At 50.0% G+C, this 24,783-nt stretch carries 20 protein-coding genes and 1 pseudogene; 9 read left to right on the plus strand and 12 right to left on the minus strand.

Annotated elements, in window-relative coordinates; all coding sequences use genetic code 11:
- Positions 1-104 precede the first annotated feature (104 nt).
- From IQE94_RS16170 to cysC, 6 genes are all read right to left on the minus strand, one after another.
- Positions 105-1,208, minus strand: coding sequence for a calcium/sodium antiporter (locus IQE94_RS16170; protein WP_249213993.1), 1,104 nt, complete (start codon positions 1,206-1,208; stop codon positions 105-107).
- 45 nt (positions 1,209-1,253) lie between these two features.
- Complete coding sequence (locus IQE94_RS16175; protein ID WP_212720038.1) at positions 1,254-1,676, minus strand: TerB family tellurite resistance protein; 423 nt, start codon at positions 1,674-1,676, stop codon at positions 1,254-1,256.
- 161 nt (positions 1,677-1,837) lie between these two features.
- The gene (locus IQE94_RS16180; protein WP_223343235.1) at positions 1,838-3,178 is read right to left on the minus strand and encodes a 16S rRNA (cytosine(967)-C(5))-methyltransferase; all 1,341 of its coding nucleotides are present in this window, start codon (positions 3,176-3,178) and stop codon (positions 1,838-1,840) included.
- A 21-nt stretch (positions 3,179-3,199) separates the two neighbouring features.
- Positions 3,200-4,009: a biopolymer transporter ExbD gene (locus IQE94_RS16185; RefSeq protein ID WP_212720036.1), complete on the minus strand. Its 810-nt coding sequence runs from the start codon at positions 4,007-4,009 to the stop codon at positions 3,200-3,202.
- Between the two features lie 144 nt (positions 4,010-4,153).
- The gene (locus IQE94_RS16190; RefSeq protein WP_212720034.1) at positions 4,154-4,846 is read right to left on the minus strand and encodes a MotA/TolQ/ExbB proton channel family protein; all 693 of its coding nucleotides are present in this window, start codon (positions 4,844-4,846) and stop codon (positions 4,154-4,156) included.
- A 316-nt stretch (positions 4,847-5,162) separates the two neighbouring features.
- A complete protein-coding gene (gene cysC / locus IQE94_RS16195) occupies positions 5,163-5,696 on the minus strand; it encodes an adenylyl-sulfate kinase (RefSeq protein WP_212720027.1) in 534 nt (177 codons plus the stop codon).
- Positions 5,697-6,021: 325 nt separating this feature from the next.
- Here cysC and IQE94_RS16200 point away from each other — a divergent pair, with 325 nt between their 5' ends.
- Entirely contained in the window at positions 6,022-10,233 is a 4,212-nt protein-coding gene (locus tag IQE94_RS16200) for a choice-of-anchor I family protein (RefSeq protein ID WP_212720019.1), read from the plus strand.
- A 117-nt stretch (positions 10,234-10,350) separates the two neighbouring features.
- Here IQE94_RS16200 and IQE94_RS16205 read toward each other — a convergent pair whose 3' ends face one another.
- Together IQE94_RS16205 and IQE94_RS16210 are read right to left on the minus strand one after the other, a co-directional pair.
- On the minus strand, positions 10,351-11,226 hold the full coding sequence (locus IQE94_RS16205) for a universal stress protein (RefSeq protein WP_212720017.1): 876 nt from the start codon (positions 11,224-11,226) through the stop codon (positions 10,351-10,353).
- A gap of 53 nt (positions 11,227-11,279) precedes the next feature.
- On the minus strand, positions 11,280-12,479 hold the full coding sequence (locus IQE94_RS16210) for a hybrid sensor histidine kinase/response regulator (protein WP_212720015.1): 1,200 nt from the start codon (positions 12,477-12,479) through the stop codon (positions 11,280-11,282).
- Positions 12,480-12,719: 240 nt separating this feature from the next.
- Here IQE94_RS16210 and IQE94_RS16215 point away from each other — a divergent pair.
- The 3 genes and pseudogenes from IQE94_RS16215 (at position 12,720) to gloB (ending at position 16,308) form a co-directional block, all read left to right on the plus strand.
- Positions 12,720-14,047 (plus strand): annotated as a pseudogene (locus IQE94_RS16215) (ammonium transporter).
- Positions 14,048-14,166: 119 nt separating this feature from the next.
- Positions 14,167-15,471 (plus strand): dihydroorotase, encoded by a 1,305-nt coding sequence (locus IQE94_RS16220; RefSeq protein WP_212720011.1) that lies wholly within the window; start codon positions 14,167-14,169, stop codon positions 15,469-15,471.
- A gap of 63 nt (positions 15,472-15,534) precedes the next feature.
- The gene (gene gloB, locus IQE94_RS16225; RefSeq protein ID WP_223342299.1) at positions 15,535-16,308 is read left to right on the plus strand and encodes a hydroxyacylglutathione hydrolase; all 774 of its coding nucleotides are present in this window, start codon (positions 15,535-15,537) and stop codon (positions 16,306-16,308) included.
- A gap of 99 nt (positions 16,309-16,407) precedes the next feature.
- Here the strand turns inward: gloB and IQE94_RS16230 are convergent, their stop codons facing one another.
- The 3 genes from IQE94_RS16230 to IQE94_RS16240 form a co-directional block, all read right to left on the minus strand.
- Positions 16,408-16,581, minus strand: a complete 174-nt coding sequence (locus IQE94_RS16230) for a chlorophyll a/b-binding protein (protein WP_212720007.1) — start codon at positions 16,579-16,581, stop codon at positions 16,408-16,410.
- A gap of 54 nt (positions 16,582-16,635) precedes the next feature.
- Positions 16,636-17,742, minus strand: coding sequence for a GTPase ObgE (obgE, locus tag IQE94_RS16235; protein ID WP_212720005.1), 1,107 nt, complete (start codon positions 17,740-17,742; stop codon positions 16,636-16,638).
- A 156-nt stretch (positions 17,743-17,898) separates the two neighbouring features.
- Positions 17,899-18,540, minus strand: a complete 642-nt coding sequence (locus tag IQE94_RS16240) for a Uma2 family endonuclease (protein ID WP_212720003.1) — start codon at positions 18,538-18,540, stop codon at positions 17,899-17,901.
- A 178-nt stretch (positions 18,541-18,718) separates the two neighbouring features.
- Here IQE94_RS16240 and IQE94_RS16245 point away from each other — a divergent pair, with 178 nt between their 5' ends.
- Positions 18,719-19,540, plus strand: a complete 822-nt coding sequence (locus tag IQE94_RS16245; protein ID WP_223342300.1) for a glycosyltransferase family 2 protein — start codon at positions 18,719-18,721, stop codon at positions 19,538-19,540.
- 39 nt (positions 19,541-19,579) lie between these two features.
- Positions 19,580-21,598, plus strand: a complete 2,019-nt coding sequence (locus tag IQE94_RS16250; RefSeq protein WP_223342301.1) for a flotillin family protein — start codon at positions 19,580-19,582, stop codon at positions 21,596-21,598.
- A gap of 6 nt (positions 21,599-21,604) precedes the next feature.
- Here the strand turns inward: IQE94_RS16250 and IQE94_RS16255 are convergent, their stop codons facing one another.
- Complete coding sequence (locus IQE94_RS16255) at positions 21,605-21,751, minus strand: hypothetical protein (RefSeq protein ID WP_212720001.1); 147 nt, start codon at positions 21,749-21,751, stop codon at positions 21,605-21,607.
- Here IQE94_RS16255 and IQE94_RS16260 point away from each other — a divergent pair.
- From IQE94_RS16260 to IQE94_RS16270, 3 genes are all read left to right on the plus strand, one after another.
- Complete coding sequence (locus tag IQE94_RS16260; protein WP_212719999.1) at positions 21,744-22,466, plus strand: TerC family protein; 723 nt, start codon at positions 21,744-21,746, stop codon at positions 22,464-22,466. The genes IQE94_RS16255 and IQE94_RS16260 overlap by 8 nt on opposite strands.
- Positions 22,467-22,500: 34 nt before the next feature.
- Positions 22,501-23,706, plus strand: a complete 1,206-nt coding sequence (locus IQE94_RS16265) for a succinate--CoA ligase subunit beta (protein ID WP_223342302.1) — start codon at positions 22,501-22,503, stop codon at positions 23,704-23,706.
- Positions 23,707-23,768: 62 nt separating this feature from the next.
- The gene (locus IQE94_RS16270) at positions 23,769-24,704 is read left to right on the plus strand and encodes a bestrophin family protein (protein WP_249213991.1); all 936 of its coding nucleotides are present in this window, start codon (positions 23,769-23,771) and stop codon (positions 24,702-24,704) included.
- Positions 24,705-24,783: the final 79 nt, after the last annotated feature.

The raw sequence follows: 24,783 nt of genomic DNA on the forward strand, positions 1-24,783 counted from the left end.
TGGCAAGCCAATTTTATCTGTGAGTTGATTTTCGCTCCCACTAGCATAACCGTCGACTGACAACATAATCTTTTTTTACTATTTTTTCTGATACTCAATAGACTTCAGTCGGAATCAGATTCCGGTGCCGTTTTGGTGCCCTTAAACAGATTCGGAATAATGGACAGCCCCAAGGTGATCGCCGTTGCTGGAATAACAATGAACAGGATGATATCGGTGAAGAGGGAAAGATTTTCGTTGCTGGTGGCACTTAATACCAAATAGGTGGCATAGGAGAAGTAATAGCCCAAAAAGAGAATTCCCTCCCAACGGGAAATTAGTCTTCCGGTCAGAAAAACCGGTAAACAGATCACCGCCACTGCAAACATCACCGGCAAATCAAATTTAATCACCGCCGGGGCAATGGCCACCCCTGTGGGGGAAAGACTGGCCGCAAAACCCAACACCGCCAGAATGTTAAAAATATTACTGCCGACCACATTACCCACGGCAATGTCCCGCTCCCCCCGATAGCTGGCCACCACGGAAGTAGCTAATTCTGGCAATGATGTGCCAAGGGAAACCAAGGTCAGCCCAATGACCAACTCACTAATGCCCAGGGCCCGGGCAATGTCCACGGAGCTTTCCACTAACCAACGGGAACCAATTATTAATAATCCCATACCTACCCCAATGTAAGCAATCTGTTTGGCGATTTGCTGGCCAGTTTTCGGCACAGGTTCTCCAAACTCCTGGGCGTATTCCTCAGCAATTTCTGGATTTTTTTCCCGCCGACTCTGAAAAATGAGAAAGGTGGTGTAGAGGATTGCCCCCAGGACAAAAATTGATCCATCCAAACGATTAACTCGACCATCCTGGGCGAAGAACATTAGGAGAGCGGAAACGGCAATTAAAATAGGTACGTCCAAGCGGATCAATTGTTGGGCCACCACCAGGGGAGTAATGGTGGCACAGACCCCCAAAATCAGCAAAATATTGAAGATATTACTACCTACCACATTGCCGATGGAAATATCGGCCTGCCCAGCAAAGACAGCTTGCAAACTCACCACCAATTCCGGAGCGCTAGTGCCATAGGCCACAATGGTGAGACCGATGATCAAAGGGGAAATGCCAAACATCAGCGCAATGCGGGAAGCCCCTTTAACCAATATTTCTGCCCCTATCACCAAAACGCCCAACCCCAGAACCAAGCTTAGGATCGTCATCCAAGTCATCATGTTTTCTCCCGAAAATCCCAGAGTTGCAAAAATTTAGCTAGCTTTTTGCAGGGCACGACGGTAAAGCCGCTGAACTTTGCCAAGAAATTTATCCAGGGATGATTTGGGGTGGCCATGGCTAGGATCGGATTCCTGCAGGGAAGCTAGTAACTGGGCTTCTTGGGTTTGAATATCGCCGTCGCTGTAGAGTAAGCCACTCAATGCTTCTAACAGTTCGGAATATTCTTGCTCACTGGGGTAATCCCCTAAATATTCATTCACCCAGGCATAGCATTGGGGAGCTTCCACGGATTTTAGCTCTGACAGAAGGGCCTGTAATTCCGGATCATTTTCCAGTTTATATTCCGCCGCTAAGCGCCGTAGATGTTGCCTTTCTTCCACTTGGATTACCCCATCTAGCCAGGCGGCCCCAATCAAAATCTTGAATAGTTGTTTAGTTCTAGCAGTTTTCGTCATGGCGCATTACCCCCCAGGGATGGAATGGTACAGTTAACTTAGCTAAAGTTTCCGGTCAAGTAATGAGTCCCATGTATTGTTTTTAGGACATTTACCCTTTGGCCAGAATTTTGATTCACTATTTCTATTGTGGGGGGAAGAGTCGATCGCCGTTAGAATTGTTAAGCTTTCTTTAAATTTGCGATGAAAAACCCATCTTGCTGATGTTGGTGGGGAAGAATAGTCAGCATACCGTCAGTAACGCCCTGGGAATCTCCTGATGGGCTAATCCAGATAAAGTTTTCCGATCGCCATTCGGTGTGGCCTTGTAAAAATTGTTCAATCTGAGCTTCATTTTCCGCCCGATTCAAAGTGCAGGTGGAATAAACCAGGGTGCCGCCGGGTTTCACCAAGGGGGCGATCGCCTTTAGTAGAACTTCTTGCAAGGGTAAAAGGGTTTCAATAGTGGCGGGGGTTTGTCGCCAGCGCAGATCGGGGTTGCGATGCAGGGTGCCTAAACCAGAGCAGGGCACGTCCAGCAAAGCCCGGTCTATCGATTCCATAGGAGGTTTGACTCCCGGTCGAGTTAAATCCCCTTCCCAGGTTTTGATGCTGGTCAGTCCTAATCTTTGTTGGGTGACAGCTAACTTTTGTAAGCGCCAACCATGGCGATCGCCGGCGTAGATTTGACCCTGATTCCCCATTAATTCGGCAATGTGGGTGGTTTTACCACCGGGGGCCGCACAAACATCAAAAATAGTTTCCCCCGGTTGGGGATTGAGAATTTGAGCCACCCATTGGGCACTGGCATCCTGCACAGTCCAGAGACCTTCTACAAAACCTGGCAGTTGGGTGATGGCCCCGGTTTTTCCGGTCAGCCTTAATCCCTGGGGTAAACCGGCCATGGCGGTGGCGGTGATATCCATGGACTCCAACATCTGCGCCACTGCTTCCCGACTGGTTTGCAAGGGATTTATGCGGATATCCAAAGAGGGGTTGTGATTGAAATAAGTACATAAAGCTTCTGTTTCTTCCTGGCCCCAGGTTTGTACAAATAAATCCACCAACCAATCGGGGAAACTATATTTTTCTCCTAAACTGATTTTTCCCTGGTCTAAAATTCCTTCTCCCCCTTCCCTGCCCCGTTGGTAGCGACGCAACATACCATTAACAACTTTGCTCAATCCCTTCAATCCATTGGCCTTGGCCAAATCCACACTGGTATTGACCGCCGCTGACGCTGGAATCTGATCCAAATAACCCAATTGATACAGTCCCAGTTGCACAATCCTTCTTAAATCAGGCGGTTGTTTGCCCACAGAGCGATCGCCAAGTTGTTCAATTAAACAGTCCAGGGTTCTTTGTCGGCGCACCACCCCGTAAACCAATTCTGTACATAAACGGCGATCGGGGGGAGACAATGAATGTTTTTGCAAAGCCCGGTCAATGGCCACATCAGTGTAACTATCGCGGCGATCGATGTCCCGCAGAACTAAAAAGGCCAATTGTCGAGCCGAAATCATGGGCAACGCAGTTTCAACCAATTACTGTTGGGGGGCATCGGGAGTGGTGTTATCCATCCCAGGTAAATTGGGGGACTGGGAGTTGGGGGCAGGGTTCATGGTGCCTCCACCGGGAAAACCAGGATTCATGCCGGGGTTGGGGGACATATTGCCATTGGCATCGGGCATACCGGGCAGGGGAGTGTTACTAAAATTAGGGGAGCCTGCACCGGAACCACCAGGATTCAAATTATTAAAATTGGGCATTCCCGGCGTGGGACTATTGGGGAAAGCATTGCCCGGAGTCATGCCCGGCAGTCCTAAATTGGGATCGTTAAAGCCATTGGGATTCATGCCTGGAGGAGTTTGGCCATCCCCGGGTAAGGTAGCTAGGGCCACCCGATCGCCGCCCACGGTGCGGAGAATGTCCAGTAACTGCACCACATCGTTATAGCTGGCATTGCGGGAAGCATGCAGTACAATCAAACCGCTGGGATTGTATTGGTGATAATTTTGCAGGGCACTGACCATCTGCTCCTGGCTGACTGGCTGTTTTTCCACATACAGTTGCCCCAGATCATCCAGGCTCACCATAAACATTTCCCGCATTTGTGGGGCACCGGTGCTGGCCCTGGGCAGGTCTAAGCTAATGGCCTGTTGCCGGGATAGCCCCACCGCCCCCAGGATGAAGAAAGTGAGAATACAGAAAATTACATCGATTAAGGGAATTATCTCAATGCGCACTTCCCCCTGATCATGTTGACTATCTTGCCAGAGGGCGAGGGGCCGGGTGGGGTGGTAGAGAGCTTGAAGCCTACGGGTCGATTTGGGAACTTTGGGGGAGGATGCCATGGGGATTTTCGACGAATGGGGAAAGCCAAGAGCAAGTGTTTGTTACAGAGTCCGAACTGTGAGGAACTCCGTAACCATACTAACGACGACAAAATAGAAGCTGAAACAAAGTTGTGCAAGGGGATGCTATTCCAGCAAGGAAAACTAGTAGGATTCCTGGGGCATGCTTCCCGCTTCTGAGGTGGCGGCTATGCCGTCGTCATAGGCCATCTCTTCCTCAAACCACCGTTGACGATAGAGCACCTCCAGTTCACTGCCGGCCTTGCGAAATACCCGCATCTGGTTGAACCATAGACCCTGAAACAGACGATAAAAAGCCAGGCTGACGATCGCCACGATTAGCCCTGTCGCCGTGGAAATTAAGGACTCCCCAATCCCGAGGGTAACCCCAGCGGTGGAAGCCGTCCCCAAATCACTAATTTGGATGGAACTAAGGGACTGGATTAGCCCTAACACCGTTCCTAACAAACCTAACAGGGGAGCAAGGGCAATGATCGCTTCCAGAATTTTGTCCCCCCGCCGCATCAGGGCCAGTTGGTCATCGGCCGCCGACTCCAAGGCCAGGTGAAAAACCTCCGGGTCTGGATGGGGCAAACGCAACGGTGCCAAAAGGTATTTAGCAATGGGGAAACGCCGATTATCCTGGGCTACCCGAATGGCCGTGTCCCAATCCCGGGCCGCCGTATCCAAAATGCGGGAAGCAGTCTGGGAACTTTTGAGGAGAATTTGCCCCCAAAACCACAACCTTTCGATGATCGTACTGACGGACAACACCGATAAGAGAATCAGGGGCCACATGGCCACGCCGCCCTTTTGAATCAACTCAATGGGATTCACTGCTATTCATTGCCTCCATTGCAAGATTTGCGACTAGGAAATTATTCAACTTATATGGGGGAATAGGGGACTAGTCTGGTTAATTAAGCCTAATCCCTTGGCGATCGATATTAACCAAAGTTAATCCTAGCGCAAGGAATCCCCCATCTAGTCCCCACCTAGATAGATTGGTTTGCCATTGGAAGCCAACGGCCCATTGACCCCAGGGCTGTCGGAGCTTTGTCAGAACAATTAAGGGCCCCGTTGCCAAGATAGACTCCTTGTTCAGGAAAAGATTGATTATGATCAGCCGAAGCCCAAGTAAAGGCTAGTTGGTTCAACCTTCGATGTATTGTAAATCGACTAACTTTTGCCAGATCTTGTTGACGCTTTCATCCAGCTCCTCTAAATCGGTGCGGCATTCCACATCGGGATTGGTAGGTGGTTCATAGGGGTCATCAATGCCGGTGAAGCCCTTAATTTCTCCACTGCGGGCTTTGGCATATAAACCCTTAACGTCCCGCTGTTCACAAACCGCCAAGGGCGCATTGACAAATACTTCTAAAAAATCAGCAATGGTCTGTTTCACCTCCTGGCGAATGGCTTCGTAGGGGGAAATGGCAGAAACCAGCACAATAACGCCGTTGCGGGTGAGCAAATGAGAAACAAAACCGATGCGACGAATATTGGTATCCCGGTCTTCCTTACTAAAGCCCAGACCCTTGGTCAAATTGGTGCGCACCACGTCTCCATCTAGCACTTCTAGACGGTAACCACTATCCCGTAATTTTTTCTCTAACGCCTGGGTGATGGTGGTTTTGCCTGCTCCACTCAGTCCCGTTAACCAGATTGTCACGCCACGTTGTTGCATAGATAGTTTAAGGATTTTTCAGAATTATCGATATTGTCGAGGAATTGGCTCCAAATTGGCAGGGTAATGCGCCGCCCTTGAGCTTAGCTTTTTCGTTCCCCGTTGACAATGGCGGGTTTTCCTCAATCTTTACCCGGAACTAATTGTTTTGCTTAACCTTTCCATAGCCTAATCATAAGTTTTTCTTAATTTGTCTGTGAAAAACTATAGCGGGGACTAGTGGGGACTCGCCGCTGATGGGGAATTTTGTTGTCCGTCGGCGATCGCCAACCCAAGTCCAAAATTTTCCTCCATTTTTCCTGATTGAGAAATTCCCGAAGCAATTATGACCATTAACAACGGCGTTAGTTTGATAAGCAAAATTGGTGGCTTTGCCAGCAGTAATGGGTCGGAAATTCCTGCCTTCGACCCCAGCACTAAGCGCCTATTTGTGGTGGCGGGCTCCGTAATCGAAATTTTAGATCTAACCGATCCCACCAATCCCACTAAGCTGGGGGATTTGGCACTGGATTTTGATGGCCTGCCCCCCGGTTTCAGCCCTGCACCCAACAGTGTGGCGGTGGGTAAAGCCGGTACTCCCAGCGCGGGCATTGTGGCTGTGTCCTTGGCCATTCGGGATGACCTTAACAATCAGGAAGCAGGTCAAGTACAGTTTTTCGATACAGCTACCGGCAATTTCCTGGGCAAAGTGCTGGTGGGTTTTTTACCCGATATGGTCGCCTTTAGCCCCGATGGGACAAAAGTTTTAACCGCCAATGAAGGGGAACCCAATGAAAGCTACACAGTGGATCCGGTGGGTTCAGTGAGCATTGTGGACATCAGCAATGGGTTTAGCAACCTAGTAGCCCAGACTGCCACTTTTGATAGTTTTAACACCCAAAAAGCTGATCTACTAGCCGCTGGTGTCAGACTTTTCGGCCAGATTTTCGATGAGAATGGTAACGTTGTCCGGAACAGCACCGTAGCGGAAGATGTGGAGCCGGAATATATTGCCTTTAACGGAGATGGGACTAAAGCCTGGGTAACCTTGCAGGAAAATAATGCCGTTGCAGTGGTTGACATTGCCAGTGCCACAGTGGAGTCGATTCTGCCCCTAGGTTTTAAGGACCACAGCTTGCCGGGTAATGGATTGGATGCCAGCGATCGGGATGGGGGGATTAATATTCAAAATTGGCCAATTTTCGGCATGTATATGCCCGACAGCATTGCCTCTTTTACCGTCGGAGACCAGACCTATTACATCACCGCCAATGAAGGGGATGCCCGCAACCGTCCCTCGGACGATGATATTTTTCCCTCTCCGTTTGATGGGGAAGGAGATATTTTTCTGGAAGAAGCTCGGATTAAGGATTTGATTCTAGACCCGGTGGCTTTTCCCAATGCCGCAGAGTTGCAAGCAGATGCCAACCTTGGTCGTCTGACCGTAACCACCAAATTTGGGGACATTGATGGGGATGGGGATTTTGACCAACTCTACACCTATGGTTCCCGTTCTTTCTCCATTTGGGACAGCAACGGTAATTTGATTTACGACAGTGGGGACGATTTTGAAAGGATTGTCGCTGAATCGATACCGGATTTTTTCAATGCCAGCAACAACAACAACAGTTTCGATAACCGCAGTGATAATAAGGGGCCTGAGCCAGAAGGGGTGACAGTGGGCACCATCGACGGTCGTACCTATGCCTTTGTGGGATTGGAACGCATTGGCGGCGTCATGGTTTACGAGGTGACCAATCCCGAGTCCCCTGAATTTGTTCAATACGTTAATCCACGGGATTTCACTGTCGATCCAGAGTCTAATTTGACCGATTCCGGCCCAGAAGGATTAATTTTTATTGACGCGGCCGATAGTCCCAACGGGAAACCATTATTGGTGGTGAGCAATGAGGTGAGCCAAACCACGGCTATTTTTGAGGTTAATGTTCCCACTCCCCAGCCTTTCACCCTGCAGTTGTTCCATGCCGCTGACCAGGAAGGGGGAGTACCCGCTCTGGATGATGCGCCTCGTTTCTCCGCTGTGCTCAATGCCCTTCTGCAACAGGACATTGACAATGATGGTATTCCCGGTTTTGCCAATAATCTCATTCTTTCCTCTGGGGATGCCTATATTCCTGGGCTTTTCTTTGGTGCTTCCCAGGATGTGTTTGGCGGCGCAGGTCGGGCGGATATTTTGATTCAAAACGAGTTGGGCTTCCAGGCGATCGCCTTTGGCAACCACGAATTTGACCTGGGCACAGCGTTGATAGCCGATTTGATTGGAGGGGATCCGGCAGATAATTTCCCCGGGGCCAACTTTCCCTACCTCAGTGGAAACCTCGATTTCACCACCGATGGGAACCTAAGCCCTTTGCTCACAGCGGATGGCCAGGAATCCAGCACCATCCCTGGCAAAATTGCCGCTAGCACCGTTATCACCGTCAATGGAGAAAAAATTGGCATTGTGGGGGCCACCACCCCAACCCTGAGAACAATTGCTAGCCCCGGCGATGTGGGGATTTTGCCCAGTCCCTTTGGTGGCACTCCCACTGCGGAAGAGTTGGATGCCCTCGCCGCCATTATCCAAGCGGATGTGGATGCCTTATTGTTGGCCAATCCGGGGCTGAATAAGGTGGTGCTGTTAGCCCATATGCAACAAATCAGCATTGAGCAGGAATTGGCTTCCCGCCTCAGCCATGTGGACATTATTGTAGCCGGTGGTTCCAATGCCCGCTTGGTGGATGAAAACGATCGCCTGCGGGCAGGGGATACGGCCCAAGGAATTTACCCCATTATCAAAACTGGTGCAGATGGTAACCCCGTGGCAGTGGTTAATACTGACGGCAATTACAAATATGTCGGCCGCCTCGTGATTGACTTTGATGCCGAGGGGGTAATTATTCCCGAAAGCTATGACCCCTTAATCAGTGGAGCCTATGCCACCGATCCTCAGGGAGTGGCAGATCTGAATGCGGCGGGCCTGGTGGATCAGGAAATCCAAGCCATTGTGGATCAATTACGGGAAGTGATTGTTGCCAAAGAAAGTAATGTCTTTGGTTTGAGTGATGTTTACCTCGAAGGGTTACGCCCGGCAGTTCGCCAACAGGAAACCAATCTGGGTAACCTAACCGCCGATGCCAACCTGGCGATCGCCAAACAAACGGATCCCACTGCTCTCATTTCCCTTAAAAATGGCGGCGGCATTCGGGATGACATTGGTCGGGTTGTGATCCCCGCCGGGGGAACTGGGATGCCCGAGCGACTGCCCAATGAAGCGGTGACTGATGCCAATGGTAATGTGATTAAACCTGAAGGTGGCATTTCCGAAACGGACATTGCCAACGCTCTGAGCTTTAACAATGGCTTGAGCTTGATCACCGTTACTGCCGCTGAATTATTAGCCCTGCTAGAGCATGGTATTGCGGCCAGTGACGGCACTAACCAACAGGGTCGTTTTCCCCAAGTTAGTGGTATTGCCTTCAGCTTTGACCTCGACCGTGCCCCCGGCAATCGGATTCTTTCCCTGGCGATCGAAGATGAAACCGGCAAAGACATAGACGTGTTAGTTAAAGACGGTGACTTAATAGGTGATCCTAGCCGTAGCTTCCGCATGGTCACCCTGGGATTCCTGGCCGGAGGGGGTGATGGCTATCCTTTCCCCACCGGAGATAGTGCCAATCGGGTTGATTTGAATCTCCCCGAAGACGCTCCCCGTACAGGGTTTGCCACCTTTGCCCCCAATGGTTCTGAACAGGATGCCCTGGCGGAATATTTGGCGGCCAACTTCAATACTCCCGCAACTGCCTTTAATCAAACGGATACCACCCCGGTATTTGATACCCGGATTCAAAACCTGGCTTTCCGGGTTGATACTGTTATCGATGCGCTGAATCCATCCAACAATGACATTAAGGCTGTGGCACAAGATGGCTTCTTCTTGGTTGAACTGCCCAATGGCATGGAAGTGAGCCTGAAGTATGAAGACCAGCCCTTGGGAGCCGACACTTTTGGTAATTGGCAAATCCTGGAAGCGGAAACCGTGGCAGGAATCAATCAAGTGCTCTGGCAAAACCCTGACAGTAATCAATTTGGGCTGTGGAATGCTGATGCCAACTGGAACTGGATTTCTTCCGAAACCTGGGCTACTGATTCTTTCAATACCCTGGAAGCGGAGGTTACTTTCCAGATTGATCTCAATAATGATCTACTCCTTGGCGATCGCCTGACCAATGTAGAAACCAAGGGCAATGTTAGTCTTCTAGAAGGCATCTTTGGTAATTACTACGCCCAAACCGGTGATGGCTTAACAACCCCCCTCAAATACCTAGGAGAAGCTTTTGACAATGACCTGGGCAACTGGCAGGCCCTAGCAGCGGAAACCGTAGAGGGGGTTAATCAAGTGCTTTGGCAAAACCTCGACACCAACCAAATTGGTGTTTGGAACTCTAGTTCCGATTGGAATTGGCTTTCTTCCAATGTTTTCGCCGCCGGATCCCCCGAGGCGATCGCCCAGGCCAACATTTTCGGTGTGGACCTGAATGGAGCAACTGTAATTTAAGCTCCTAGTTTTCCCACAAGCAATAACCCCACTTCCGTTTTGCAAAGGTGGGGATTTTTTTCATATTTATGTGTAGGAAAATTTAGCCAGCTTGACCTTGTTTTTTCCTAATTATTGTTAACTTTTAGGGGAGAAAAACAGGAGGGGGAACCAACTGCGGTTCAAAATGTTGTCCGTCAAGCTGGGGATAGTCCAATCCAATAAACTAGCGCGACGACTGGCCACGGCGATCGCCGTAATATCATTGACGAAAGCGGCATTGAGAATTTCTTGAATGGGATTACCTTGGCGCACTTCGGTGACAATATCCGGCACCAGGGAGCTAAATTCTTGTTTGATTGTGGCCAACTTTTCCTCAGCTTCCTGACGACGACTTTCCATCAGCTCGGGGCGACGGATACCATCTTCCAAAATAGAAAGAAAATAACAGGACTGTACTTTACCGGAGGGCCCCTTTTCTAAAGAAGCTTTTAACCTTTCCACCAGATAATTACCGGCAGAACTGGCATCGTAGGGCACCAATAAATTACGCCACAGGTGTTGGCAACGTAGGGCCATCTCTTCCACGGTGTAGGTGGTAATTAATTGGGGGCGCAAAATCATTACCGGCACTTCCGTTGACTTAGCCAAAGAAAGGGTATGGCTACCGAAAAGCTTCGATTCGAGATCACTCCGTACCGGCATCCCGTTGATAATTATGTCGATGGCTTCTTCCTTCACCAACTTGTTAACCAGGTCAAGGTAGCGCACTGAGGACACTTCCACCTTCACCTCCACTCCTGCGGGAACATTGGCGACCAAGGATTCCAGATAAACTTTCGCTTCTTGGAGTTTTCCCTCGTCCACGTTGGCTAAGTGTTCATCTTCCCAGACAGAAACGGTGTGGAGAAAAATGAGCTTACTGATGCCACAGAGGGAAAGTTCTTCCACAAAGCCCGCTAGTCGCTGCAGTCCATCAGAAAAATCCGTACAAATGAGGCAATGCTTAAACATAATAAAATCTGCCCTCCGCTGGCATGGTTGCTAGTGTTTGTCGAATTGTGAATCTACTCTAAGCCTACCGGTCCTTGGTCAGGGTTGACCTTGGCAATCCTGTGGCTCCTTTCTTTCCTAGTATCGACCGCTAATTCCTCCCATTGGCCGTGGGGAACCCAACCGCTTGGAACCGGGGGATGCGGGGGCAATGTCAGGGAAAGAACGGCTCCCTTGGGCTGATTATCTTGCACTGTGATGGCACCGCCATGGGCTTCGCTCATCATCTTACAGAATGCCAGACCCAAGCCAATTTGGGCAATGTTGGGCATGATGGTACCCACTTCGTAGGGCTCAAAAATTTTTAGTTTCAGTTCATCCTTAATGCCTGGCCCTTGGTCAATGAAGCAGATGGTGATTCTGTCTTTTTCCCCCGTTGCAATTACCACCTCTACTTTGCCGCCCGTGGGAGAAAACTTAATTGCATTGCTGAGCAAATTGCTGATGATGCGCTGGAAAATGGGGGAGTCTATTCTAGCAACCAGGGGTCTATCTTCCCATGCCCGCACCAGGGTTAATTGTTTTTGGCTGGCGATCGCCTCGTAATCATCCAGCACAGTCCCCATTAATGCCAACAGGTCGACTTCTTGATAGTCCAAACGAATCTTGCCATGTTCCTGCTTGGACACCACCAACATATCGTCCACTAAATGCTGGATTTGTTGCCCGGCATGGAGCAGGCGATCGAGTCTTTCCGTGGGCAAGGGAGGATCATAATGACCCCTCTGCAAAATTTGTATCCCCAAAATTAAATTGGTGAGGGGGTTACGCAAATCGTGGACAATCATGTGCACCATCGATTCCCGTTGTTGCAGTAAATTCTCTAGGGCATCGTACTGGCGCTTCAGGCGCAACATGGCCTGGATGCGGGCTTGCAATTCTAAACCGTTCAAAGGCTTGGAAATAAAATCATCGGCCCCCGCCGCCAAACAATTGGCCAAACTGAGTTTACTGTCCAGGGCCGTAACCATAATAATTGGCAGGGTGCGCCACCGAGTCGAAGCACGGATCGCTCGGCAAACCTCAATGCCACTCAGACCGGGCATCATGACATCAATCAACAAGAGGTCTGGCTGAAAGGTATCCAGGCTGTCAATGGCCTGTTGGCCACTGTCGGCGTAGTTAAGCTCATAACCCCGATCCGCTAGGAGGGCATCGATAACATCAAAATTATCGGGATCGTCATCTACCACCAGGAGGGAAGCTGGTCCCATAGAGCGTTCCTGCCAATGCAAGCTTTGCAGAAGAGGAGTAATTCCCCTCCTTCCCAGTGTAGCGTGTACTTCCCCTACTCACTAGAATGGAACCCAAATATCATCTGCGTACTACTTGTCCCAATTTTATAAATTGTGGACAAACAGTGACAAAAGTTGGTGGTGAACAATTCAGTCCCTCCCAAGATGCAATCTTAGGAAAAATCTCACTTTTTCCAGGGAGTTGATTTAGTCCAGGCAATGAAACCCAAAATTTTTCCCCTTGCCCGTTATGCCCTGGGCGCTATGCTGGCATTTTTATTTGTCGGGGTGGCCCAGGCCCAAACAGAAACCATTTCCATTGCAGAAGTTACCTATGCAATTAATAATTTATTCTTACTGGCCGCAGCGGTTTTAGTACTGTTCATGCAGGCTGGCTTTGCTATGTTGGAAGCGGGACTGTCTTCCCACAAAAATACAGTTAATGTGCTCTTTAAGAACACTTTTGATGTTTGTGTGGGGGTATTACTTTACTTCCTCTTTGGCTACAGCGTCATGTACGGCGAAACTCCAGTATTGGGAGGCTTTTTTGGCTGGAGTGGCTTTGGCATTGCCAACACCCCAAATAACGTGGAAGGCCTTAGTCCCCAGGTGGATTGGTTGTTCCAAGCGGCCTTTGCGGCCACGGCGGCCACTATTGTCTCCGGGGCGGTCATGGGGAGGATGTATTTCAAAGCCTACCTAATTTACTCCGCTGTCATTACTGGGTTGGTCTATCCCATCAGTGGTTACTGGAAGTGGGGTGGAGGCTGGCTTGACCAATTGGGATTCCATGATTTTGCCGGTTCGATTCTGGTGCATGCGGTGGGGGGATTTGCTGCCCTGGCCGCTGTGGTGGTGATGGGGCCACGCATTGGGCGTTTTGAGGGTAACAAAATTAACAGTCTAGGTTATCAGGGGATTACTTCCAGTTCCCTGGGGGTGTTTATTCTCTGGGTGGGCTGGTATGGCTTTAACCCCGGCAGCCAATTGGCCTTTGTGGGGGCTCTAAACACCAATACCACCATGTTAATTGCAGTGAACACTACCCTTTCCGCCGCCGCTGGTGGATTAGCGGCCCTAGCCTTCGACTGGATTACGGAAGCTAAACATAAAGCCAACTTGCTGGTGACCCTCAATGGTATTTTGGGCGGCTTGGTGGGTATTACTGCCGGTTGTGACGCCGTTAGTAACTGGTCGGCGATCGCCATTGGGGCGGTGGCAGGCATTTTGTCGGTGCTGGGCACGAAGCTGTTGGATCGTCTACGCATTGACGACGGGGTGGGCGCTTGGCCTGTGCACGGTTTATGTGGCATTTGGGGGGGATTGCCGTGGGCATTTTCAGCACCAACATTGAACATAAACTCAGTGCCCAAATCGTTGGCTCCTTGGTGATTCCCTTTTGGGCCTTCATCACCATGTTTTTCCTTTTCTACCTCCTGGACCTTTGGGGCATGTTGCGGGTAAAACCGTCCCAGGAAAAAGTGGGGCTCGATATTGTTGAACATGGTCAAACAGAAAAAGGGGTGGAGATTGCCTTTGAAGACTAAGCCGTGATTGACCTAACCCAAAAGTACAGTTAACCCCCAGGATCCGGAAAGGTTGCCCAACTTTGCTAGGATTTTAGGGGGATTTTTGTGCCGTCGTTCCCCCGAGGTTAAAAGGTTAAATGGAAACGCAATGTCGACCCCAGGTTCGTTGCCTAGATCCCATACAGGGCAAGGAAATACGGGTGACGGTGATGGTACAGGGCAATGCCATTGTGGCCGTGGAGGATGATTCTCACCCGATACCAACGGATGCGGTGGTGGTTCCCGGAGACAATTTGCTCTTGGCCCCCAGCTTGGCGGATCTGTACAGCTACAGCGGTGAGCCTGGCCACGAAGACCGGGAAACCCTCGGCCAATTACTGCAAACGGCGATCGCCGGCGGCTTTGGGGACATAGCCATTTTGCCTAACACCGATCCCCCGTTGGATCGGCCCCAAACTTTGCAATGGTTGGAGCAACGGTTAAATCAGATGGCAGGGGTAAATGCCCACCCGCGGGAGCAGGGGGAAGATGCGGCCACAGTTCAATGCCACTGGTGGGGGAGCGTCACCCACGGCAACCAGGGCAAGCAGTTAACGGAATGGGGAGAGCTAGACCAAGCAGGGGTAATTGGTTTTAGCGATGGGGGCGCAATTCAAGATTGGCGGTTACTACAGCGGGCTTTGGAATATGGGGCTATGGCCGGCAAACCTTTAGCTTTGGTTCCCCTCAACAGTTCCCTGCGGGGTAATGGGGTGATGCGGGAAGGGCCGTTGGCGATCCAGTTGGGCCTGCCACCGGATCCGGTAATGTCCGAAGCGGCGGCGATCGCCAGTTTGTTGGAATTATTACCCCATTATTTGACCCCCGTGCATCTGATGCGTATTTCCACCGCCCGGGGAGTCGAACTAATTGCCCAAGCTAAAAGTCAGGGGTTAAATTGCACCGCTAGCGTCAACTGGCACCATCTCCTGCTCAGCAACGGGGCGATCGCCCATGGTTTACCGCCCCATACGCCCCACTACGATCCCAATTTGCGCTTTGACCCCCCCCTGGGTAACGAAGGCGATCGTTTAGCTCTCATTGAGGGGATTAAAAACGGTGTCATTGATGCTATTGCGGTGGATCATCACGCCTTTACCTACGAAGAAAAAACCCAAACCTTTGCGGAAGCTCCCCCCGGGGCGATCGGCTACGAATTGGTTTTGCCCTGTTTGTGGCAAGGGTTAGTGGAAAAGGGTCTGGTAACTGCCACTGAACTGTGGCGTGCCCTGAGCACGAATCCTCGGCAATGCTTGGGCCTACCCAAGCTTAATCCGCCGCGAATTTTGTTTGATCCCGGTCTAGCTTGGACTTTACAGAGGGGGGCTTTGCAAACTTCTGCCTATAACAGTCCTTGGTGGGGCCATAGCCTCAAGGGTGCAGTGGTGGCTTGGGAAGTCTAATTTTGATCAGCCTTGGCACGGTTAGGATGGACATAACCATTCAGTCCCCGAACCCTAAGCTATATGGATATTCGTCGCTTACCCGTCCTGGCAGATAACTATATTTTTTTGCTCCACGATCGCCAGAGGAATCAGACCGCAGTGGTGGATCCGGCGGTGGCTAAACCTGTATTGGACTGCCTACAAAAATTAGGGGCTGATTTAGTAGCTATTTATAACACCCATCACCACTGGGACCATGTGGGGGCCAACCGAGAACTCCTAGCCCAATATCCCAATTTGAAAATTTACGGGGGAGCAGAAGACGAGGGACGCATCCCCGGCCAAACAATTTTTCTCCAAGATGGCGATCGCCTGAGTTTTGGCGGTAGGGAAGCAACCATCTATTTTGTCCCCGGCCACACCAGGGGCCACATTGCCTATTACTTTGCTCCAGGGCCTGGGGAAACTACAGGGGATTTATTTTGCGGCGATACCATTTTTGCCGGGGGCTGTGGCCGTTTATTTGAAGGCACTCCCGCCCAGATGGTGCAATCCATCAGTAAATTGCGGCAATTACCGGATCAAACCCGGCTGTGGTGCGCCCACGAATACACCCTAGGTAACCTCAAATTTGCCCTCACCGTTGACCCCGATAACAGGGACCTCCAGGAACGATTCCAGACAGTACAAGGCGATCGCCAACGAGGCCAGGCCACCATCCCATCTTGGTTAGGCACAGAAAAACGCACCAATCCTTTTCTGCGGTGGGACAATCCCGTTATTCAAGCTCAGGTGGGTCTGACGGAGCCAGCTCGGGTATTTGGCAAGCTCCGGGGGATGAAGGACAATTTTTAGCTAATTTTTAACTTTTGAGTGGTGAACAAGGGTAATAATCCGATTTAATCTTCCTATCGACCCTGCTGGCCATAGATATGGGCCAATTGCGCCAACCTATTACCGTAGTCCCAACCAGGTCAATACTCCCTGGTTAGTGAAATATTCAATCACCAAAATGAGCAGAAATCCCACCATGGCGGCCCGGCCATTCAGCTTTTCCGCGTAGTTATTGAAGCCGAATTTAGGGTCTTCCTGCACAGGGGTTTGGTTTGGTTGTAGTTCTTCACTCATGGGATTTTCTCGGATAATTAACTAGGTTTACAATTCTTTACCTTTCTTTCCCTTTTAGCTTGAGTAAGTGGCCCCGTCAATGGGTACGTCAGAGTTGAAAGGGTTATTCATTGCCGCCTGGGCCTGCAATTCCAACTCCAGCAACCTTTGGGCTTCTGCGTCCGCTGCGGCCATTTCATCGAGCCATTGCCACACCAGTTGCATCAAGTTATCCAAGCCCCAGCGGGTGGCCGCCGAAATCTGCAAACAGGGAGCGTCACTGAACCGTTGTAATTCCGCCTCAATTTCCCTGATCATTTCCTCGTCCAACGCATCAATTTTGTTCAGGGCAATGATTTGGGGTTTTTCCATTAATCCCCGGCCATAGGCTTCTAACTCCTGCTGAATCACCCGAAAATTGGCGATCGGATCCCCAGCGGTCACATCCAACACATGGAGGAGTAAACGGGTCCGTTCAATGTGGCGCAGAAATTCGTGCCCCAAACCAATGCCTGCCGCCGCACCTTCAATCAACCCCGGAATATCGGCGAATACAGTACCGTCCCCGGTGGGTTTCCTTACCACTCCTAGGTTGGGCACCAGGGTAGTAAAAGGATAGTCGGCAATTTTGGGTCTTGCCGCTGATAGAGCCGCAATTAACGTTGATTTTCCCGCATTAGGTAGGCCGATAATACCTACTTCCGCCAGCAGTTTAAGCTCCAATCGCAGTTGTCGCTGTTCCCCTTCCAATCCTGGTAGGGCATATTCCGGAGCCCGATTACGGTTGCTGAGGAAATGCTGATTGCCCAAACCACCTTTACCTCCCGCCGCCACACAAAGCCGTTGCCCAGGGCTGACTAAATCCCCCAAGAGGCATTCCCCGTCCAAGTCGTACACCATGGTGCCACAGGGAACTTGCACCACCACATCTTTGCCATTGGCCCCGGTGCAATTGCTGGAGCCGCCCCGTTTGCCGTCATCGGCTTTAAAAATTCTGGCATAGCGAAAATCCAACAGGGTTTGTAGATTGGCATCCGCTTCAAAAATCACCGAGCCGCCCCAGCCCCCATTGCCGCCGGAAGGCCCCCCCGCTGGCACATACTTTTCTCGCCGAAAGGACACCATGCCATCGCCGCCTTTACCGCCCTGTACTTCGATCTCCGCTTGATCAATAAATTGCATTATTTAGTCCAGTTTCCTCTAGTAAGCAAAATTTAGCACAATCTGCAAAAATCCTATGATTTTGATTTTCTATTGAGTTGTAGATAAATGGTAGTGGAGAGAGAGTTACACCAACAATCCTATTGACTTCAATCCAAACCTTATTTATTAACTTTGCTATTGTTGAAATCGCTTTAGTAACCAATATCCCACCTCTGCCTGATTGCTATGACGACTACGCTGTAAAACCTCCTCTAAAATTCCAATCTCTAACCCAGGCAAAACTTGAGAAGTTGTAATTCTTTGACTACCCAGGTTGGCTACCGAATAAGCAAATAATTGGGGTTTTTGAACATCTACTATCCAATATTCCCTAACCCCTAAATCCTCATACAAAGATCTCTTTATTCCCAAATCATCTAATAAGGAAGACCGGGAAATTTCCACAACCAAGTTTGGGGAAGGATATTGATCCAGATTAACAATGCCTGTTCCCGACGGAATTGTCCTAGCATTTTCCCCTAAGTAATAAGCCACATCCGGTTGACACTCCCGTACCCCACTTTTACGAAAAGTAGTTGTGTCCAAGCCCGTCGCAGGAATTTGTCTGAGGGCAATGAATAAATTCACTGCAAAAATTATCATTACATGATCCTGACCATGATCAAAACTGACAGGGGACATTTCAACCCTCATGTGTCCTTGATAATAATAACTCTTCAGATATTGATCTTTTAAATTATCTAATTGCTGAATATATTCATCCCATGTTGCGATAATCCAGCTATTTATAAGAGGTTTTGTCAACAAATTATTCATTACTCTTTGCCCTATAGATGTTTTTTTGCATTGTGCTAATTAAATGGCGACAATTGCCCCGTAGAAGTTTCTGAATAAGAACTAGCGGAGAGTACTATCTCTCCTCCCAAAATGATATAACTCTAAAGGCGATCTCATTTATCTCTCAGCGTTTAGCCTTTTTCTTTTCCCCATTCCCATGAAGCTTTCTGTCATCATCCCAATTTACAACGAAATTCAAACCATTGAAAAGATCCTCAAAAAAATTACCACGGTGCTGCCGGAAGTACCGAAGGAAATTGTCATGGTGGATGATGGTTCTAAGGATGGCACGAGGCAATGGTTGGTGGATACCTTTGGCGATCCGGAACAGCATCCCATTTTGGCCAACCTCAATTTAGCGGGCCAGTTTCAATGTTTTCCCCTAGCCCCATCAGCGGAAACCAATGGCGATCGCCAGGGCCATAGTTTTGTGATGGCAACAAAATGGGAAGTGAAAGTAATTTTCCATCGGCAGAACCAGGGAAAAGGGGGGGCTCTCCGTACTGCTTTTGCCGCCGCCACCGGGGATGTGTTGATTATCCAAGATGCCGATTTGGAATACGACCCCGAGGATTGGGAACCGATGTGGAAGTTAATTAATGGCGGTTGGGCCGATGTGGTGTACGGTTCCCGCTTCTATGGCAATCCCCATCGGGTGCTCTATTTCCATCATTATTTAGGCAATAAATTGATCACCAGTTTGATTGATTTGGTCTGTAATATCAACCTCAGTGATATTGAAGTTTGTTACAAAATGTTTCGGCGGGAAGTGCTGGAAGACCTGCGTTTAATCTGTAGTGATTTTGGTTTTGAAGTTGAATTTACAATGAAGGTAACCCGATCGCCAAGACGATGGCGAATTTATGAAGTGGGGGTGGCCTATTATGGCCGTACCTTTGCTGAAGGAAAGAAAATCAATTGGCGAGATGGGGTTAAGGCTTTGGGTTACATTGCCAAATTTTGGTTAACCAATGCTTAACGCTGCACAACTGCTATTTTTGCCCTCCGGAGGCCCACCATGCATAGTAAATTTTGGTTTGAATTTCTCCAAACGTTGCCCTCCATCCCGGCGGAGGCGAGTCCCTTGCTGGCCATGGCAGAAGCTGGAGCCCCAGGGGAAGAATTAATCATTGCCCAGGCCCCCAACCCCCCAATCAATGATAATAATTCCGCCTTGGGTGGTCTATCGCCGCTGTTATTTTTTCCGGTGGTGATCATTGCGGTCATTTTCCTCATTTTAGTAACCGTTTTTCTCTACACCCGTTTCTACGTCATTGCCCCCAACAACGAAGCTTTGGTCAGAACCGGAGGCGTTTTCAAAAAAGAGCAAATGGTGATTCTCCACGGGGGTTGTATTGTCATTCCCGGTTTCCACGAAATTACCAGGGTATCCCTGCGGGAAATTTCCATTGACGTGGTGCGGGCCGGGAATTTGGCCGTGCGAACCCAGGACTATATGCGGGCCAATATGCGGGTAACTTTTTACGTTTGCATTACCCCCAACCGCAATGAAATTTTAACGGCGGCGGCTCGACTTTCCAAAAAAGGTCAAATTTCGGAAGCGGATATCAAAGATGCCCTGGAAAAACGGGCTGATGACGCCATTCGAGCGGCGGCGAAAAAGAAAAAATTGGCGGAATTAGATTCTGATAAATTAGGCTTTGCTGATGAGGTATTGAACCTGATCCAAGGGGACTTACGCAAAGTTGGTTTAACCCTCAATAACATTGCCATTTCCGAAATTGAAGAAAGTGATACCTACGACGAAAATAACTTTTTCGATGCCCAGGGGGTGCGGCTGAGAACGGAAACGATCCAACGTTCCATCCAACAAAAACGGGAGGTGGAATTAACCACCAGGGTGGCCATTGAACAGGGGGAATTAGAAGCAGAAAAAAAGAGTTTAGCCATCAAGAGGGAGCAGGAAGATGCCAATATTACCCAACAAAAAGAAATTGAACTATTAAAGTTAGCCCAAAGGAAGGAATTGGAATCCCAGGAAGCACAACAGCAACGGGAAATTCAAGAGGCGAAGGACAAGGAAGAGGCGAAAAAAGAACGGAATAAAATTCTTCAGGAACAGGCAGTGGAAGAAGAACGGATTCAAAAAGAATTGGCCATTCAAAATAGTCAAATTGCTTCGGCGATCGCCTTGGAGGAACGGAATAAGGAACTAAAAGTGACCCAGGCGTTGCAAAAACAAGAAGCGGAAGTGGCGGAAATTCAGCGCCGTAAAACCATTGAAGCTTCCCAACTGCAAGCGAAGGCGGAAATTGCTTTGGCAGAACAAAAAACTCAAATTACCGAACAAACGGCGGCGATCGCCATTGCCAATAAACAAAAGGAACGGTTAGAGGCGGAGGCTCTGCGGGCGGAGGCGGAATCAGGCGTTATTACGGCCCAGGAAGTGGAAGCGGCGGAACGATCCCAAAAATTGGCAGTAATTGTGGCCCAACAGGATGCCCAGCAACATCGCATTGCGGAACAAAACGTGGTGGAAATTGACGTGTTCCGGCGGCGGCGTCAGGCGGAAAGTGCGAGGCAAGCGGCGGAACTGGAAGCGGAATCTATCCGGACCCTAGCCGATGCCAACCGTCACAAAGCCATGGCCGAAGCGGAAGGACACAAGGCCATCATCGCCGCCCAGAACAGCCTGAGTAATGCTAACCGCACCGCCGAACTATTGAAAACCATCTGGCCGGAGCTGGTCACCCAATTGCCGGATCTGATTAAATCGTTGGCGCCCCAGCCTGGGGTATTGGGGGAATCCCGAATTTATTCTTTCCCTGGCTTAAATGGGGGCAATGGCCATGGGGGGAACGCCGGGGACATTAATAAATTACTGCTTTCCACCAGTGGTCTCACCCTGCTCAATGGTCTATTAAACGAAGGTAAACTCAGCACCGTGGTGGAACAGGTGAAGTCCCTACTCCAGGATCCACCGCCGGTTTCCCCCACTCCCCCTCCTGCCGCTGAAGACCATGGGGGCAACGTTGAAACCTCCCCTGGGCCCAAGTTTTCCCCAGATGAAATTTGATGGGGCTCAACGGCGATCGCCAATGGCAGGGGGTAGCGGCCCACCACCAAAGCCCCTAATAATAAAGGAAGACGGAATGGCTGGAATTAAACCTTGTTTACCTTGGTTTTTTCCGGTCTGTCTCTGCAGGCCTCCACCTATCCCTGTGCCCATGTTTGACCTAGATTTTCTGTTCAACTCGTCCTTTGCTGTTGCTGTCAAAACTCCATTGATGTTGCTGGTGTTAATTGCCCTCGAGGCAGTGCTATCGGCGGATAATGCCATTGCCCTAGCCACCATTGCTCAGGGGCTCCCCAATCCGGCCCAGCAACGGCGGGCTTTGAATGCAGGGTTAATAATTGCCTATGTGCTCAGGGTTTTGCTCATTTTCACTGCCTCCTTTGTGTTGCAATATTGGCAGTTTGAGTTGGCGGGAGCATTATATTTGCTCTGGCTGGTGGGGAGTTACTTTCTGTCCCCCGATGAAGGGGAAAATCATCACAAAACCTTTGAATTTAGTTCCTTTTGGCAAGCGATCCCCCTGATTGCTTTCACCGATTTAGCCTTTTCCCTCGATAGCGTCACTACGGCGATCGCCGTGGCGGATCAGTTATGGCTGATCATTGCGGGGGGCACCATTGGGGTCATTGCCCTCCGGTTTTTAGCGGGTTTATTTATCCGTTGGTTAGACATTTTTACCCACCTCAAGGATGCTGGTTTTATCACCGTGGGTTTGGTGGGTCTGCGGCTGCTGATCAGAGTCATTAACCCCGAGCTCGTGCCCCCGGAATTGTTGATGATCACCATGATTGGGCTACTGTTTGCCTGGGGCTTTTCCGAGCGGCGTTCCCCGGAGCTAGTGGAAGAAATTAGTCCCAGTGGAGAGTAGTAGACAACACAAGAGTAAATTTTAGGGACAATTTATGGATTTGTTAGAGTACCAAGCCAAGGAACTATTCCAACAGGTGGGCATTCCCATTTTGCCCTCTCAAACTATTCAAAACACCACTGCCCTCAAACGTTTGCAAATTCCCTATCCCATGGTGCTCAAATCCCAGGTGCGAGCGGGGGGTAGGGGCAAGGCCGGTGGGGTCAGGTTTGTGGAAAATACCATCGATGCCATTGCCGCCGCTTCTGCCATTTTCCATTTGCCCATTGCGGACGAGTACCCAGAGGTGATTTTGGCCGAGGCCCGCTACGATGCCCAGTCGGAATTATTTTTGGCCATCGTGCTGGACTACCAACGGCAATGCCCGGTGTTGATGGGGTCCAGTGAAGGGGGCATTGATGTGGACAGCCTGTTGGAGCAAATGCAGAGTGTTTCCCTACGGACTAATTTTTCCCCCTACTTGGCCCGGCGGCTGGCGGTGAAAATGGGTTTAACTGGGCCCCTGGTGACTACGGTGAGCGCCATCATCGAAAAAATGTATGAGTTATTCGTCACCTATGATTTGGACGTAATTGAAATTAATCCCCTGGGCATTAGCGCGGATGGGGAGGTGATGGCCCTGGACGGTAAAATTACGGTCAACGACACGGCGATCAACCGGCATCCGGATTTACTTAATTGGGGCTCAGAGCAATGGACAGGGCATAGTTGGCTACCGGGGGACCTAGCCCAGGGACAAATTGGCCTAATTTGCAACAGTGAAGGATTGGCCCTGAGTACGTGGGACTTGCTCAACTCCTTGGGCATTACCGGTGCCTATTTGTTGGATGAAAGTCGCAGTGGCATGGCCCTTGGTAAACAACTGGAACTAGCCTTTGATCACCTCAGCCAGGCCCCCAACCTGAAAGGTATTTTTGTTAATCTGGCCACTAGGGAAGCCGCTACCCCAGCCTTGGCAGAGGATTTACGGGCTTTTTTACCCCTGCCCCCCAACCCATCCAGTGAAGACCGCAGTTTGCGGGGGACGGGGCCTAGTTTCCCCCAGCGCCAACGCCCTCCCCAACGACAAACCTACACAGGGGAAGTGCTACCGGTGGTAATTCGGTTTAGCCAGGGCAATTTAGACCAGCTTAAACAAATGTACAATAACAGCCTCGTCCATTGGCACAACGATTTGGAAACGGCGATCGCCAAGATGTTGAGTTTGATTCCCCAGGAAATGGAATTAGTCCAGGGATAGCCGGGGGAATCATTATCCCCCAGGATTGGTAATGTCTATCTGCGGTGGGGGAGGAGTAAAATTTGAGCAAATTCCTGGGGCTTTTCTCCCACCATCCATCCCGTCCGTCCCGCATCTGGACAGATATTCTCTTGCGTTGGCAAGGCTCTGTCATCCCGGCGATCGCCCCTAGAGTGCTGGTGTGTATGGCCTTTTCCTTGGTGGTGACCTTAGTGGATGGGCAGGGTTATGAATTTTCCATTCCCCTCCAGGAAAGCATTGTGCCCAGCATTGTTTTGGGTCTGCTGTTGGTTTTTCGCACTAACACTGCCTACGAACGTTTTTGGGAAGGACGGAAAGCCTGGGGCACCATGGTCAACACGATCCGCAACCTATCCCGCACCATCTGGGTCTCAGTGGCGGAACCAACACCCCAAGCCCACCAAGACAAAATTAAAATTCTGCACCTGCTGGTAGCCTTTGCCTTGGCTACGAAGTTGCACCTGCGCTCCCAACCCTTAAATGAAGAAATCTGGGCCCTCTTGCCGGAATCCGGTTACCGCAAGCTGGAGGATTTGCAGAATCCCCCCCTGGAAATTGCCTTTTGGATCAGTAATTATCTGCAACAGGAATACGACCAGAACAATATCAACCCCTATCAGCTCACCGCCATGCTCCGTTTGGTGGATACCATGGTGGATGTGTTGGGCAGTTGCGAACGCATTTTAAAAACCCCCATTCCCCTAGCCTACGCCATCCATTTGCGCCAGCTTATTTTTCTTTATTGCTTCATCACCCCTTTCCAGATGGTGAATACCCTCCATTGGGCCACAGCATTTGTGGTGGGCATTATTGCTTTCACCGTCTTCGGCATTGAAGAAATTGGGGTGGAGATTGAAAACCCCTTCGGCCACGATGCCAACGATTTGCCCCTAGACCAAATTTGCCAGACTATGCAAGCCAACCTGGAAGATTTAATCCAGTTACCTCCTTGGCACCAGGTCTCCCATGGGGACTAGCAGGAACTGCTTGGTTCCCCCCTTCTTGGCCAAAAAACTATAACCTAGTTAGGAAGAGTCGCAAGACTGTTTCACCACT

Origin of the sequence: Synechocystis sp. PCC 7339 (assembly GCF_019924095.1) — a bacterium.
Classification (GTDB): Bacteria; Cyanobacteriota; Cyanobacteriia; order Cyanobacteriales; family Microcystaceae; genus Synechocystis.